The sequence below is a fragment of the Nocardia sp. genome (assembly GCF_025465275.1).
GTDB lineage: Bacteria > Actinomycetota > Actinomycetes > Mycobacteriales > Mycobacteriaceae > Nocardia.
On record NZ_JAODNK010000131.1, the window covers coordinates 99,461 to 114,322 of the forward strand.

A 14,862-nucleotide genomic window follows, 5' to 3' on the forward strand; every position below is an offset into this window, starting at 1 on the left:
TGAATATGTTCAAGGATCATTCCGGGCGTAGTGCCGGACCGTGGGCGTTGCGGCTGCGGGGTTTATTGATCGCCATACTCATCGTCGCGGTGACCATGGTCGTAAGTTCTTATGCGCGTGGGTCGTTCGCCGACCGCTTCGATCTGACCATCGATGCCGCGACGCTCGGCGAGGGGCTGACGCCCGGTGCGGAGGTGAAGTTCCGCGGGTACGCCATCGGCACCGTGCGCGAGGTGAATACCGTGGGTTACGGCCAGCAGCGCATCGAGGTGCAGATCGACCGTAAGCAGGCGGCCGCACTCACCGAGGGTGTCACGGCGCGCTTCACCTCGTCGAATGTGTTCGGCTCCAGTGCGATCGAGCTGGTGGCAGGGAGCGGCAGTGCGCCGCTGCGCGAGAATGCCACCCTGCAGATCGGCGAGAACGCGACCAATGCGACCGTCGCCGGGGTCTTCCGGCGTGCGGCCCGGCTCACCCAGGTGCTCGACTCCGCCACCGTGCATAGGCTTTTCGATCTTCTGCTCGACAATGCGAACGGCCTGGAGCCGGTATTGCAGTCGTTCTTCGATACCGCGCGCATGCTGGCCGATGGGCAGCAGGCTCCGGTCGGGCACTATCTCGGCATCGGCGCGGATATGACCGGCGCGTTCGCGGATCTGACTCCGTCGGCCGGGCATGCCGTGCTGGGCGTGCTCGAACAGGCCGCGTACTTCGGTGATCCGGCGAATCAGGATCGCACCAACAAGGCCACCGACGGTATCGATCAGGCTGTGCTGACTGGGATCTCGAATCTGCTGCAGCACAATAATCCCCAGCTGGAGAAGGTGCTGAGCGGCGTGCTGGATCTGGCGGTGCCGATCAGCGTGTCGCTGGGCACCGTCGCCCCGGCCTACAACCGAATTCCGAATCTGCTGCGCGCCATGGACGGAGCCTTCCCGGTGGTGGACGGCCGGGTGCAGATGCAGCTCGATCTGATCGTGAAAACCATGCCGTACCTGGCTGATTCACTCGGGGGAGTGGCGAAATGAACGATGTCGTCAAGTCATCCGTCAAACTTGTGATCTTCCTGCTCATCGTCTCCGCGTGCTCGGTGTTCATCGTGACCGCGCTGCGCACCCCGATCCCGGGCGACAAGGTCGGCTACGACGCCATATTCACCGATGTGTCGGGCCTGTTCGCCGGTGATTCGGTGCGCATGTCGGGGGTTGCGGTCGGCAAGGTGGAGACTGTCGCGCTGGACGGCGCGCAGGCGCGTGTGCACTTCACCGTGAACACCGACCGGCCGATCTACGACAACACCAAGGCGGCGGTGCGCTACCAGAACCTCATCGGGCAGCGGTACGTCGAACTGCTCACCGACGGTACGGGTGGCGCGAAACTTGCTCCGGGAACCACGATTCCGGCGCAGCGCACCATTCCGAGCTTCGATGTCTCCAAGCTGTTCAACGGCTTCAAACCGCTCTTCGACACCTTGGATCCCGCGCAGCTCAACCAATTCGGCGACAATCTGCTGCGGGTGATCCAGGGCGACGGCTCCGGCATCGGGCCGGTGCTGTCGGATCTGGATACGCTCACCAAGCATGCCCGCAATAGCGAGGCCGTGATCGTGCTGCTGGTCCGCAATCTGGGCCTGGTCTCCGATGAGATCGGCGGCAAGTCGAAGGCCGTCGGCGATCTGGTGGAGCAGCTCGCGGACATTCTCCGGGAGTTCACCAGCAAGAACCAGGTCATGCTCAGCGCCATCGATACCGCGAAAGCTGTTCTCGTACCTATTGTTCCGCTGCTGGAACAGGGACGTGACGCCTACGACCAGGCTTACGGTCCGATAGACGGCATGCTGCGCCGCCTGGTGCCGCAGACCGACCAGCTCACGCAGCTGCTCGCGATCACTCCGCAGGTTGTCACCGGCCTGAACCAAGCGGTGCCGGGCAATGGCGTGAAGCCGCGGATTACCTGTTCGCACGGGGAGGCGGCGGTATCCGGTATCGCGGGCGTCGTCCTCGCCAACCAGAACCTGGTGGTGTGCAATTGAAAACGCTCGTGAAGTATTTCAGTGAGCTCATTCGTGAGGTGCTCACCGGCCGCGGGGACCAGCCGACCCAATTGCGCTGGGGCATAGCGGGAGTCTCGGTATGCGTGGTGCTCCTGCTGGCGGCAGGGCTGCTGTATGTCGTGCCGTTCGGGCAACGGACCTATATCGCCGATTTCAAGATCTCCGGTGGGGCGCGCTCCGGTGACGAGGTCCGGGTGGCGGGCATCAATGTCGGCAAGATCCGATCGGTTGATCTGGTCGGCGATCATGTCGAGGTCAGCTTCAATGTGAAATCCGATGTGCACGTGGGTGATCGGGCGGCGGTGGAGGTCAAGATGCTGACCCCCATCGGCGGCCACTATCTGGCGCTGGCGCCGACCGGCGATAAAGACCTGGGGCGCAAGCACATTCCGCCCGACCGCACCGGGACGCCGTTCGAGCTCAGCGACATTCTCGACAAGGGCACACCCATCTTCAGCAAGGTGGATGCCACCACCATGCGCAGCACACTGGGTCAGCTCGACAAGGCGCTGGCCGGGCAGCCGGACGCGCTGCGCAGCCTGGTCGGCAATGCCAACGAACTGACCGGTGTGCTGGCCGACCGAACACAGCAATTGAATACGACGCTGCAGATATCGGACGAATACATCGGCGCCATTGCCGACGACAAGGCGCTACTGGCCGACTTCGTCCGCCAGCTCGGCGGCGTGGCCGATTCGCTCGGCAATCGCAAGGAAGACATCGTCAGCATGTTCAACCTGGTCAAGCGGCTGCTCGTGGTGCTGCACCGCCCGATCATGGCCTACGGCGACAGTATCGAGCCGTCGGTCACGCAGTTCGAGCAGCTGTTCTCGAAAATCATGGAGGATCCGAATCGGATCGACATCGTCGTGAACGGGATGCGCGATGTGATCGCCAAACTCAACGGCATGCTGGGCACCCAGGTGAAGGCGGATCAGCCGGCCGACGGTGTGCAGGTGTGCATTCCCTACGAAGGCAAGGCGTGCTGATGCAGTGGATTCGCAAAGCGCGGGGTAGAGCCGTACTCGGAATCGGGGTCGCGGTCGTGGTGATTGCCACCGTGGCGGCAGGAGTGACCTGGGCGAGCACGGTGCGGGATTCCGAGCAGGACGTCTGCGCGGAGTTCACCGATACCATCGGCCTCTACAAGGGCAATAGTGTGACCATGCTCGGCGTCGACGTCGGTACGGTCTCGAAGATCGAATCGCTCGGCGATCGTATGCGGGTCACCATGAAGGTCGGCGACAAGGTGAAATTGCCCGCCGATATCGAGGCCGTCACCATGTCCAGCTCGATTGTGACCGACCGGCATGTGGAGTTGACCAAGCCGTACACCGGCGGTGCGCGCTTCGATACTGCGAAATGCATAGCGCTGGACCACACCAAGACGCCCATCGGCATCAGCGAGGCGCTCGATTCCATGGGCAAGCTGGCCGGGGATCTGACCGGGCCGGGGCAGGGCAGTGACACGCTGATCAATGACACCCTGACCGCCGCCGACAAGGCGATCGACGGTACCGGTCCGCAGTGGAATGCGCTGTTGCAGCGGCTGTCCGCGGTGGTCGGGGATCCATCCCAGCGGGATGTGGTGTTCCGGCGGCTGGTGGACAATCTGGATCAGCTCACCACCATGTTCGTGAGCAATTGGCCGGATATGCAACTGGTGCTGGACAATCTGCGGGCGGGGTTGCAGCTGATCGGGGAGTTCTCCACCGAATTCGCCGGGGCCGTGGACATTGCCGTGGAGTTCCTGCCGGTGCTGGCGCGCAATGTGGGTAAATACGATAAGCAGGTCTACGCACTGCTGGATCAGTATCTGCCGCAGGCGCACGACTTTCTGCAGCAGCATCAGGGCGATATCGGCAGCCTGCTCGCGCAGTTGCCGCCGCTGGCCGCGCAACTACCGCAGGCGGGTGCCCGATGAAGCGGGTACTGCTGCGGCTGGTGCCGGCGCTGACCGCCGCGACCCTGCTGCTCAGCGGGTGCGATGTGCGGGCCACCGATATCCCCATTCCGGGGACCTATCCGAGTGGTGACACCTACACCGTCCGAATCGAATTCGGGTCGGTGCTGAATCTGCCGGACCGCGCCAAGGTGATCGCCGACGGGGTCGAGATCGGCATGCTCGACCACATCGATCTGATCGGCAATACCGCCGTCGCGACGGTGAAGCTGCATACCGATGCCAAGCTGCCGAAGACCACCACGGCGGAACTGCGGCAGAGCACCATCCTCGGCGATATCCATATCGCCCTGGAGGCGCCGAAGAACGCGGACAGCGGCTTCCTGCACAATGGCGATGTCATCCCGATGTCGCAGACCGTGCCCGCCACCAATGTGGAGGACATTCTGCGGGCGCTGTCGAATATCATTACCGGCGGCCGGTGGACGGATCTGCAGAAGCTGGTGACCGACGTCAATGCGGCGTTCCCGTCCGATCCGGCCGAGCTGGACCGGATCAATAATGCCGGGCGGGCCGCGCTCAGTGATATGGCGTCGCACACCGCCGATATCGATCGCATTCTGGCTTCGGCACAACAGATTACGACCAAGCTCGCGGACGGCCGCCAGTCGGTGGACCGCATCCTCACCCTGGGTCCCTCGCGCGCGGCCGGTCTGTCGGATGTGCTGTTCAATGTGATCAAGCTGATCATCAGCGGTGGCACGCTGGCGCAGAATGCGGGGGATCTGCTGCTGCCGCATGTCGGCGACTTCCGTTCCATCGTCTCGATTCTCGCGCCCACCGCGGTGACCTTCGGGAATTCCGATATCACGCTGGCCGCGAACCTCGATACCTTCCACACCCTGCTGCGGGACAAGCTGATTCCCTTCCTGAACTCACCGGATGTGGCGGTGCAGAAGGTATCGACCGATGCGCAGGCCGATCAGCTCGTCACGACCCTGCGCTCCCTCGGGATGGTGCCATGAAACTCTCACTCTCCGGGCCGGTCTCGCTGGTGCTGCTGACCATACTGACGCTGATCTGCGGCAGCTATATGGCCGTCGGCGTGCTCAATCTGGATCCGCGTCGTCAGAACAACACCGTCACAGTGGTTTTGGATTCCTCCGGCGGGCTGATGAAGACCTCCCAGGTGACGCTGCGCGGTATGCCCATCGGGCGGGTTCGCGATATCGGCGCCACGATTCACGGGTTGTCGGTGACGCTCGAATATGATGCGAAGTACCGGATTCCGGTGGACAGTCAGGTGCAGATCGCCAATCTGTCGGCGGCGGGGGAGCAGTTCCTCGATTTCCGGCCGACGGGAACCGCGGGGCCGTTCCTGCATGATGGCAGCATTGTGCCGAACCGTCAGGTCAAGACCGCCACCACCGTCGGTGATGCGCTCGCCAAGATGGATGCGCTGACGGCGCAATTGGATCCGGCGCGACTGCAGCATCTGGCGACCACCGTGGCCGCCGGATTCGAGGGCCGGGACGCCGACGTCGCCAATCTGACCCAGGCGCTCATCGGCACCGCGAATCTCTTGCACGACAAGCGCGCTGAGATTGCCCGCCTGTACTCCAACGTGCAGACACTCGGCGACCGCCTGGACGGCCATGCGCCGACGCTGAGCGCCGCCGCCGGCGATATCGATTCGGCGCTACCGGAACTGCTGCACATTATCGGCGCCTTCCAGAACTACTCCTACGCCGGTGAACACATTTTCGACGATCCGCTCGGGCCGCTGGTCACCAAGATCGACCAATATCTGTCCGAAATGGGCCCCGACCTCGGGTTCATCGCTACCGCACTGAAGCCCTCCACCAGCGCGATCAAGCCGCTGCGCGTGGATGCCGGATCGATCGTCGATCTACTGGCCACAGTGTTCCCCGGCGATGGCGCAGCCCACGTCGGCGTCGAATTTCCTCGTTAGAGAGAAGGCAATTGTGAGTGATATCGAAGAGAAGCCGGAATCGGTTGTGCTGGAGAAGTCTTCGGTCGAGGAAGATCAGCCCGCAGTGGACGCACCGCCCGTCCCGGATCCAGTCGAGACCGAGCCGCCGGCCGAACCGAAACCACTGCGGCTCAAAGAATTGCGGGAGCGCGCGTATCCGATCGCCGTGGCTGCCGCCGCATTGTTCGCGGTCGCCGCCGTGGTGCTCGGCGTCTTCTGGCACAATTCCGCCGGTGATCTGAATGCCTTGCGCACCAGCAATTCCGATCGTGATCGAGCCGCCGAGGTGGCCGGCGATTACACCGTGCGGTCCCTGAACTACGACTACAAGAATCTGCCCGCCTTCTTCGACGGCGTGCAGCGCGGTGCCTCGGATCCCCTGCGCAACAAGTACACCCAGGTGCATGACACCCTGTCCAAGATCATGACCGGTGCTCAGGTCGTGGCTACCGGCAAGGTCGTGGGCACCTCGGTGGAAGCCAAGGGCAACGATCAGTACGCGGTCACCGTGTACGCCACCCAGCGCACCCAGAACATTCAGCAGACGGATCCGGCGACCGTGCCGAACCTGCTGCTGGTCACCGTCGCCAAGAGCGGCGGCGACTGGGTGGTCGTCGACTACGGCCCGAAGGATGGGGATGCGAAGGACGGCGGCCCGAAGGACGGGGCCGCGAAATAGCCCCGCGCACAGGCCGGCCGCCGCAGCACGAGCTTCCGCTGCGGCGGCGCCGGCAGATCATCGAAGCCGCCTACGAGGTGTTCACCGCTCACGGATACGAGGCCACCGCCATTTCGGAGGTGGCCGCGCGGGCCGGGATCGGACAGGGCACGGTATATCGGTACTTCGGCAGTAAGCGCGAAATCCTGGACCACGTCATCGATTTCGGCGTCGAGAAGATTATGGACTCGGTGCAGATTCCGGTGTTCTTCGGTGCCTCCGGCAGTATCGATGAGCTACTGGAATCGGTGCGGGCGGCGGCGGAGCGGTTCTATGAGCTGATCGAGCGGGAACCGCAGCTGCTGCGGCTGTTCTTCGTGGAGGCCGGTGCCATCGATCCGGAACTGGCACAACGGCTGCTGGGTTTCGAGGCCATGGCCGCTTCATTGATCGCCGTCGAGCTCGCGCGCGGCGTGGCGGACGGCTGGATTCGTGCCGACGCAGATCCGGAGGTGCTCTCGCACACGATTCTGACGCTGGTGGGTCCCGGCCTGGCTCGGGAGCTGCTCGGCACGTCGGATCCGCAGCTGCGTGCACGCAGTACTACAGTCGTGCTGCATTTGTTGAAAAAGGCACTGCGTGCAAGGAGCGTCGCTTCGTGAGTGATCCCGTGAGGACCGCTCGGCGGGCTGCCCGCGCAGAGCTGCGCCGCGCCGAATTGGTCAGCGCCGCATACCTTCTAGTCATGACGCGCGGCTTCCGCACCATCGGCGTGGACGATATCGCCGCCGCGGCAGGCGTAAGCCACGGCACCTTCTACAACTACTTCGACAATAAGCGCGACATCCTCGACGCCGTCATCGACCACTGCTTCGACCACATCCGCGAACGCCTGCTCGGCCCCGAAGCCGACGCCGACCCGGTCTCTATGGAAGCCTTCTGCGCCCGCTACGCCCGCGTCATCGACCGTGGCTACGACCTGGTCGCCTCCGAACCCGGCCTGGTGAATTTCCTACTCCTGGAAGCCTCTTCGATAGACGACGGCGTCATAGAACGCTGCCTCCACAACGCCCGCCTCTACGGCGTCCAAGCCGTCCAGCAGGTGAGCCGAGGCATAAAACAGGGCTTCCTCGACCCCCACCTGGACGTAGACATAGCCGGCGAAGTCCTCCTCTCCGTCCTCGTCTCAGCCCTCTTCTCCGCCCTCCGCGCAGGCGAAGACGGCCTCACCCAGGAACGAGTTCGCCTCCAACTCATCACTTTCCTGTCCTCAGCCTTGAGCGCCGAGCCCTAGTCCGGAGGATTCACAGGTCGTATCCCGTCGAGGATGATCTGCGCGATGTGTGCCGAACGTTTCTTGCTGGCCTCGGCCTTGGCGTGCCGGATCGCGGCGAAGGCACCGGCGACCAGGGCCATCAGCTCTTCGACGCTGATGTCGTGGCGCACGGCACCGACCGAGTGCGCGCGATCGAGTAGACCGGCGACCTCGCGTGTGAGGTCTGCGGCCACTTCCGGTGCGGCGGTGCGCAAATCGTATTCAGCGGCCACGAGAGCACTCTTCACAGTCTCGTTCTCGGCGCCCGAAGCCATCATCCGGGACAACATCGTGAATAGCGCAACTGCGGGATCCGCGGTTTCGGCGAGCACCTTTGCCTCGGCGACCAATTGTTCGAGTTGATCGATCGCGACGGCCAGGTACAGCGCTTCCTTCGAGGGGAAGTGCCGGTGGACGGTACCGGGACCGACCCCGGCGCGGCGGGCGATTTCGTCGAGCGAGACACCGAGGCCGTCCGTCGCGAACAACCGCTGCGCGGTCCGCAGCACCTGCTCCCGATTGCGGCGCGCGTCGGCTCGTAATGACTGCGCTGGCACATGTTTGGATGGCGGGTCCGGCATATCACCAAGCATAACCGGGGCGACGCACCGTATACTTCTACAGTAACCGGGGCGGCGCACCGCTTATCTGAGGTCGGTCACCACGCTCTGGTCCGCAAAGGAGATGACGTCGATGACCACATTCGACAATGCCGGCCTGGTGCAGCGGATGCAGGAATGCTTCAACACCCGCCAATTCGACCAAGCCGCAGACCTGTTCACCCCCGATTTCCGCAACCACCCACTCGGCGCCACCGGTTTCGAGGCAGGCAAAGACGCCTGGCACAAGGTCGTCGCCCAATACCCCACCATGCGCGTTGTCGCCGAAGACATCCTGGTCGACGGCGACAAGGTCGCAATCCGCTCATCCGTCCACGGAACAGGGACCCCGCCCGGCGACTCCCCGCCGACGCTCATCGAGATCTTCCGCATCGACCACGGCCGCCTCGCGGAGACCTGGGGCATCACCGAGGGACCCCGCCCCAGGTGACGTCTCCCGGCTCCCCTCGCAATTTCGCGCAGCCCATCTCGCGGTTTGCAGGGATTTCGGTGCCGCGCTACGCGCTCATGACCGAATCGACCCCCGCCGATAGGCTGAACGGGGGCGGCATTCGAATGCCGCGGAGGATACCGGGCAGTGGAGGTTGGCGTGAATCCTGTTGTGTCAGAGGGCGGGTCGGCGAAGATCGCATTGACCGGTGTTCGCGTTTTCGATGGTCATCAGGTCGGCGAGCCGACAACCGTGGTGATCGACGGCGCGGTAATCGGCACCGATCCGACCGGGGCGGAGCGGATCGATGCGGGTGGCGCGATTCTGCTGCCGGGGTTCATCGACGCGCATATCCATCTGCGCGGGCCGGAGACGCTGGCGAAGCTGGCCGACTACGGCGTGACCACCGGACTCGATATGGCGACGTGGCCGCCGGAACGGCTGGAGGCCCTGCGAAAAGAGTCCGGCGCGAGCGATATTCGCAGCGCCGGCACTCCGCTGATCGGTCCGGGCGGTATGCATGCCAGGGTGCCCGGCATGTCTGACGCCGCGGTCATCACGGCTGCGGATCAGGCCGAACGCATGGTGGCCGAGCGGGCCGCGGCCGGGTCGGATTACGTGAAGATCGTGCTGGAGGCGCCGGGCGGCGGGGGACCCGATCCGGAAGTGGCCGCCGCGGTGGTGCAGGCGGCGCATGCGCGGGGCCTGCAGGTTGTGGCGCACGCGGCGTCGGTCGGCGCCTATCTCACCGGCTTGGACATCGGCGCGGATATCCTCACCCACGTGCCGCGAGAGGCCGAAGTATCCGCGCCTGACGTGCGGCGCATGGCTGAACAGGGCGGTATCGCGGTGCCCACCATCGTCATGATGGAGGGCATCGCCAATGCGCTCGGCATCGGCGGGATCGAGCACTGCCTCGCGACGGTCGGTGCACTGCATGCCGCGGGTGTGCCGGTGCTGGCGGGCAGCGATTCCAATGACCAGGTCGGGGTGCCGTTCCAGCCCGAGCACGGCGCCGCCCTGCACCGTGAACTCGAATTGCTGGTGGCCGCCGGTCTGACCCCGGCCGAGGCCCTACGTGCGGCAACCAGCCTGCCCGCCAAGCATTTCGGATTGACCGACCGGGGCGTGATCATGCCGGGCGCCCGCGCCGATCTGGTCCTCGTCGACGGCGATCCGCTGGCCGACATCTCCGCCACCCGTGCCATCACGCGTGTCTGGTGTGCGGGTGTGGAGCACCGGATTTCGTGGATGTGATCACGCCAGCCAGTGCAGCGGCGAAGCCTCGCGGACGTGGATCACGATGTCGAATGCGGACGGCAGATCGGCGAACACCATGTGTGCCGCCGCATCGTTCGACGAGTCGTACACCCCGCTGATCACGCGCATTTTGAGCGGGCCGAGCGAACCGCGGTGGCCGCGCAGATCCACCCAGTGCACCGGGAGATCCACCGAACCCAGCAGTGCGTCGAGGAAATCCGAAGGCGGAGCGGGGACATCGGTGATACCGAGGTTCCCGTGGTGGAATCCGATGGCCACCGAGGCGTACTTCGCGCCGTAATGCTGCCGCAGCACACTGCCGGCCGTGGGGTGCTCACCGGAGCCGGTGGCGATGGCGGCGCTGTGGGCGATGCCGTCCCAGTACACAATCCGCTGCCCGGTCCGCGTCTGCTGGTCGATGATCGCAGCGCCCCATAGGTCGTCATCGCCGACAAACGACCCGCGCCCGGCCACACTGCGCTCATGGAATTCGACAATCAGCCGCATCCGGGACCGGACATCCTCCGGCACCTCGGGCAGTGAATTCAGCACCGTCGCCGCGTCGCGGGCATCTTCTTGGAAGGCCCGACCCGGGTGGATCCCGCGTGCGCGCTGCACATGCTCATCGGTGGTGTGCGCACTCCGGATCGGTTCGAGATGTGCGGAGATTTCGGCCAGCCGATTCGGAGCACTGCGCCGCACGGCTTCCAGCACCGCGTCGTAATCCGCGGAATTGGCCTGCGTGGGCTTGACGGCAATGATCCGGACCGGATCGTCGCCGTGATCGCGATTGAAGTCGCGAATCCACTCCAGCGCCGCGGCCGTCTCACCGGTCCGCCACGGCCGCCACGCGGTATCGAGCGCGGCCTGCGCCGTACCCTCACCGGTCAACACGTAGTGGTCGAGAACGGCGGCGACATCAGCGCTGTCCTGCAAGGCCACCGCGCGGAAACCGTACTGCTCCACCAGAATCCGGAAGAGCCGATCCCGCACCTCGAAGGTCTCCTGCGCGAACCGCGTCGATTCACCGATCCCCACCACGGTCGCCTGCGCCAGGGAACGCGCAATCTCATCGATCGCCGCGTCATCGAGGGGACGGGGAGCCGACGGCAGGTCGGACAGTGCGATGCCGGTCGAAGTCGTTGCCGGACTCGAGATTGCGTTCATACCCACAACTCTCGTACCTCGACTCAGGTTGAGGTCAACCCGAGGTGACCGGCTGCACTCCGCGCAGTCGGCGGTTGTCCGGCCGCAGCGCCCAGGACAGCACCGTGAGCACCGTCAGCACCGAAAGGATCCACAGCTCACTGAGCGCATACCCGGTGGTCAGATGGGAGACCATCGCCCCGGTGTAGACGAAGAAGGTCCCGGCATAGGCCCACTCCTTGACCAGCGGCACACGCGGCGCGAGCAGCACCACCGCACCCAGTACCTTCCACACACCCAGCAGAACCAGGAAATACGTCGGATAACCCAGATGCGTGACCAGATCCCGCACGTAGTGGATCCGTGCGATATCCCAGATCCCGCCGACCACGCCTTCAGCGCAGATGAAAATGGTCGCTGACCAGTAGGCGTACCGACGGTCCCTAGTCCAACCCGTCATCACTCCATTGTGGCGCAGAATCGTGCCGGGCTCGGGCTACTTCACCAGGGTGAATTGCATGATGTCCAGGTGCCCGGCGTGAAAGTAGTGGGCACAGCCGGTCAGGTATTTGATGTAGCGGTCATAGACCTCCTCGGAGGTGAGTCGGACCGCCTCGGCGCGATGGGCTTGCAGCGACTCGGCCCACAGGTCGAGAGTGTGCGCGTAGTGCGCCTGCAGCGAATGGATGCGCTGGGTATGGAATCCCGCTGCCCCGGCGAGACCGGTCACCGTGGACAGCTGGGGGAGCTGCCCGCCCGGGAAGATCTCGCGCTTCATGAAGATGTGGAACCGGGCATCGTCGCGGGTGACGGGGATGTTCAGCGCGCGCAGTTCCGCCAGCGTGCGCCCGATAATGGTGTGCAACAGCAGCCGCCCGTCAGCCGGCATCATGGCATGGCAGCGGGCGAAGAACTCCGGATAGCGTTCTTTGCGGAAATGTTCGAAGGCCCCGATGCTCACGATCCGATCGGCCTTGCCGCGGAACTCTTCCCAACCCTGCAGGCGCACTTCGGCATCGGTGATGCCGAGCTCCGCGAGCCGGGCCCGGGTGTAGTCGACTTGATTGCGGCTCAAGGTCAGTCCGATCACCCGCACCCCGTAGTGCTGCGCGGCGCGAATCATCGTTGCGCCCCAACCGCATCCGATATCGAGCAGCGTCATACCCGGCTGCAGCCGCAGCTTCCCGAGCGCGAGATCGATCTTGGCGAGCTGCGCCTCCTGCAGGCTCATGGTGGCATCGGGGAAGTAGGCGCAGCTGTAGGTCATGGAGGGGTCGAGGAACAGCGCATAAAAGTCGTCGGAGACGTCGTAGTGCGATTGGACTTGCTTGTAGAACGGCACAAGGTCGGGCATGAGGGGTGCTCCTGAAGTCGGTGTACGCCAGGGGATACGGAGTGGGGCGGTTGTCCGTTCTAGATCCATGACACACCGGCGACTCGCCGAGTTTTTCACTCCGAGTTTCCGATTCGACCCCGGCGTGACCGGCGCTACTGCTTTCCTGAAGGGGCTCAGCATCGTTGCAGCAAACACAATTCGGAGGTTGGGGAGCGGCCATGCACCGCACAGGATACGAAGTGGTTCGTTCGAGCAGACCCTGGTTGTGGACGGCACTCGCGGCGGCGGTGGTGGTGGGGACAATAACATGGGTGATGCGTCCCGAGCCCGTGGCCTGCCGTTCGGCCGCGCCGATCACCACCGTGATCACGGAGCCCGCACCGACGACTCCCAGTTTGGTTACCACGCAGCAGCTTCCGTCCCCGCCGCCGCCCCCGCAGCCAGAAGCGGCGCAGGCTCGCTTCTACGCGTTCAGTCCCGGTGTGGCGTGCTCACTGCCGGATCTGCCCCTGGACGGCTACTACGTGGGCGTACCGACCATTGAGTACGCCGACTCCTCGCCCTGCGGCACCTATGTCAATATTGACGGCCCCCTCGGCAGCGTGCGCGCGCAGATCGTGGACCGCTGCCCGGGTTGCGCGCCGCATCAATACGATCTGAGCCGAGCCGCCTTCGAGGCCATCGCCAATAGCTCCGACGGTGTGGCGCAGATCAAAATCAGCCAGGTGATCGACCCGAATCCCGCACCGGAACTGTTCTACCGGGTGCAGCAGGGCGCATCGGCGGCCTGGATCGGGGTGCTCTTCTCCGGCGGCGGCAATCCGCTGCGTGCGGTCGACTTGCACGCGGATGCGGGCGGCGACTGGAAGCCGCTGCACCGCGGTTACGACAACTACTGGACCATTTCGGCCGCCGGTCCGGGCCCGTTCACCGCCCGGGTCACCGATATCTACGGCCACACCGTGGAGGTTCCCGGCATCACCATTACTCCGGGTCAATTGCGCTACACCGGAATTCGGCTCTACGACCCGGATCCGCCACCGGTCACCACGGTGGCCGTGCCGCCGCCACCGGTGGTCGTCACGACTGTGGTCCCGGCCCCATCGCACTGCAATTCGTGACACGACGTACTCCGACATCGCTCCGGGATTATGGCATCATCAACTGAAACGTGTTTCATTTTTGACCGTTGATGCGGCTTCCCGGGAGGCATTCGATGACGAAACCCAGCTTGGAATATTCCGAGGTGACCCAGTCCGGCGAGCGCCGGCGCAACCGCCGTCTGTCACCGCGCATTTCGCGGTTGACGGAGGTTCCGCAGGGCTCGATGGTCGAGCTGCCCGGACGCGGCAGCACCTATGTGGTGGACCTGGCGGGCCCGGCGGCGGATTCGCCGACCATCCTGCTGCTGCACGGCATGGCCACCACCGCCATGCTCAATTGGTTCGCCTCCCTGCGCGAGCTCAATGAGCTCTACCGGGTGGTGCTCTTCGATCAGCGCTGGCACGGCCACGGAATCCGTTCCGAGCGTTTCGATCTCGATGATCTGGCCGACGACGCGATCGCGGTGGCCGAGGTGCTCGGGCTGGACCGCCCGGTGCTGGCCGGTTACTCCATGGGCGGCGTCATCGCACAGTTGGCCGCACACCGGCATCCGGACAAGGTCGGCGGAATAGTGCTGGCCGCCACCACCTACCGCTTCCAGGAGACCCGCCGCGAGCGTGCCTTCCACAAAGCCTGGGGCCTGCTGGCGGCCTCGTTCGCCGAAACGGCCACGCGCCGAACCGAATTGCACAAGCAGAAGCTCCCGGTACTGCCGGAGGCGTCCTGGCCGGTGGGCCGGATGGATCGCTGGGCCATGGCGGAAATGCGCAGCACGAGCGGCTGGGCGCTGGCGCAGGCCCTGGCGGTGCTCGGTAATTTCGATGCGACGGAATGGCTCTCGACGCTCAAGGTGCCGGCGGCGGTGGTGATCACCACCCGAGATCGGGCACTCCCCGTCTATCGGCAATTGGAGATGGCGAAAATGATTCCGGGAGCGGAGATCTTCCTCGCGAAGGCCGGCCATGCGGCCTGTGCACTCGAGGCGGACGTCTTTGTCCCGGTGTTCCTCGAGGCCTGTCAATCTGTGGTCGAACGGCGATAAGC

The 14,862-nt window shown here is 64.6% G+C and carries 17 protein-coding genes; 13 read left to right on the top strand and 4 right to left on the bottom strand.

The features are described 5' to 3' along the window. The first annotated feature begins 5 nt into the window (after nucleotides 1-5). From JWN03_RS28700 to JWN03_RS28740, 9 genes are read left to right on the top strand one after another with little or no spacing between them, the layout of a single operon-like run. On the top strand, nucleotides 6-1,028 hold the full coding sequence (locus tag JWN03_RS28700) for an MlaD family protein (protein WP_297621598.1): 1,023 nt from the start codon (nucleotides 6-8) through the stop codon (nucleotides 1,026-1,028). After that, nucleotides 1,025-2,032 carry an MCE family protein gene (locus JWN03_RS28705; protein ID WP_297621600.1) on the top strand — a complete coding sequence of 336 codons (1,008 nt, stop codon included), beginning with the start codon at nucleotides 1,025-1,027 and terminating at the stop codon, nucleotides 2,030-2,032. The genes JWN03_RS28700 and JWN03_RS28705 overlap by 4 nt, the downstream gene beginning before the upstream one ends. After that, nucleotides 2,023-3,042, top strand: a complete 1,020-nt coding sequence (locus JWN03_RS28710) for an MlaD family protein (protein WP_297621602.1) — start codon at nucleotides 2,023-2,025, stop codon at nucleotides 3,040-3,042. Before JWN03_RS28705 ends, JWN03_RS28710 begins: the two co-directional genes overlap by 10 nt. After that, nucleotides 3,042-3,977 (top strand): MCE family protein, encoded by a 936-nt coding sequence (locus JWN03_RS28715; protein WP_297621604.1) that lies wholly within the window; start codon nucleotides 3,042-3,044, stop codon nucleotides 3,975-3,977. The genes JWN03_RS28710 and JWN03_RS28715 overlap by 1 nt, the downstream gene beginning before the upstream one ends. Then, a complete protein-coding gene (locus tag JWN03_RS28720) occupies nucleotides 3,974-4,981 on the top strand; it encodes an MlaD family protein (RefSeq protein WP_297621606.1) in 1,008 nt (335 codons plus the stop codon). The genes JWN03_RS28715 and JWN03_RS28720 overlap by 4 nt, the downstream gene beginning before the upstream one ends. Next, on the top strand, nucleotides 4,978-5,928 hold the full coding sequence (locus JWN03_RS28725; protein WP_297621607.1) for an MlaD family protein: 951 nt from the start codon (nucleotides 4,978-4,980) through the stop codon (nucleotides 5,926-5,928). The genes JWN03_RS28720 and JWN03_RS28725 overlap by 4 nt, the downstream gene beginning before the upstream one ends. A gap of 13 nt (nucleotides 5,929-5,941) precedes the next feature. Further along, complete coding sequence (locus tag JWN03_RS28730) at nucleotides 5,942-6,628, top strand: hypothetical protein (RefSeq protein WP_297621608.1); 687 nt, start codon at nucleotides 5,942-5,944, stop codon at nucleotides 6,626-6,628. A 59-nt stretch (nucleotides 6,629-6,687) separates the two neighbouring features. Then, nucleotides 6,688-7,269: a TetR/AcrR family transcriptional regulator gene (locus JWN03_RS28735; protein ID WP_297621664.1), complete on the top strand. Its 582-nt coding sequence runs from the start codon at nucleotides 6,688-6,690 to the stop codon at nucleotides 7,267-7,269. Next, nucleotides 7,266-7,901, top strand: a complete 636-nt coding sequence (locus JWN03_RS28740) for a TetR/AcrR family transcriptional regulator (RefSeq protein ID WP_297621609.1) — start codon at nucleotides 7,266-7,268, stop codon at nucleotides 7,899-7,901. The genes JWN03_RS28735 and JWN03_RS28740 overlap by 4 nt, the downstream gene beginning before the upstream one ends. Here the strand turns inward: JWN03_RS28740 and JWN03_RS28745 are convergent. After that, on the bottom strand, nucleotides 7,898-8,503 hold the full coding sequence (locus JWN03_RS28745) for a TetR/AcrR family transcriptional regulator (protein ID WP_297621610.1): 606 nt from the start codon (nucleotides 8,501-8,503) through the stop codon (nucleotides 7,898-7,900). The genes JWN03_RS28740 and JWN03_RS28745 overlap by 4 nt on opposite strands. A 112-nt stretch (nucleotides 8,504-8,615) precedes the next feature. Between JWN03_RS28745 and JWN03_RS28750 the strand changes: the two genes are divergently transcribed. Both JWN03_RS28750 and JWN03_RS28755 read left to right on the top strand, forming a co-directional pair. Next, entirely contained in the window at nucleotides 8,616-8,972 is a 357-nt protein-coding gene (locus JWN03_RS28750; RefSeq protein WP_297621612.1) for an ester cyclase, read from the top strand. A 159-nt stretch (nucleotides 8,973-9,131) separates the two neighbouring features. Next, entirely contained in the window at nucleotides 9,132-10,229 is a 1,098-nt protein-coding gene (locus JWN03_RS28755) for an amidohydrolase family protein (protein WP_297621614.1), read from the top strand. Here JWN03_RS28755 and JWN03_RS28760 read toward each other — a convergent pair whose 3' ends face one another. Genes JWN03_RS28760 through JWN03_RS28770 form a run of 3 tightly spaced genes read right to left on the bottom strand, consistent with a single transcriptional unit; the run spans nucleotide 10,230 to nucleotide 12,732 of the window. Next, nucleotides 10,230-11,399: an erythromycin esterase family protein gene (locus JWN03_RS28760; protein WP_297621616.1), complete on the bottom strand. Its 1,170-nt coding sequence runs from the start codon at nucleotides 11,397-11,399 to the stop codon at nucleotides 10,230-10,232. A gap of 34 nt (nucleotides 11,400-11,433) precedes the next feature. Then, a complete protein-coding gene (locus JWN03_RS28765; RefSeq protein ID WP_297621618.1) occupies nucleotides 11,434-11,838 on the bottom strand; it encodes a DoxX family protein in 405 nt (134 codons plus the stop codon). A gap of 36 nt (nucleotides 11,839-11,874) precedes the next feature. Further along, nucleotides 11,875-12,732, bottom strand: coding sequence for a cyclopropane mycolic acid synthase family methyltransferase (locus tag JWN03_RS28770; protein WP_297621620.1), 858 nt, complete (start codon nucleotides 12,730-12,732; stop codon nucleotides 11,875-11,877). A 296-nt stretch (nucleotides 12,733-13,028) separates the two neighbouring features. Between JWN03_RS28770 and JWN03_RS28775 the strand changes: the two genes are divergently transcribed. Continuing rightward, nucleotides 13,029-13,835, top strand: coding sequence for an expansin EXLX1 family cellulose-binding protein (locus JWN03_RS28775; protein ID WP_297621666.1), 807 nt, complete (start codon nucleotides 13,029-13,031; stop codon nucleotides 13,833-13,835). A 95-nt stretch (nucleotides 13,836-13,930) separates the two neighbouring features. Then, nucleotides 13,931-14,860, top strand: coding sequence for an alpha/beta fold hydrolase (locus JWN03_RS28780; RefSeq protein ID WP_297621622.1), 930 nt, complete (start codon nucleotides 13,931-13,933; stop codon nucleotides 14,858-14,860). Nucleotides 14,861-14,862 lie beyond the last annotated feature (2 nt).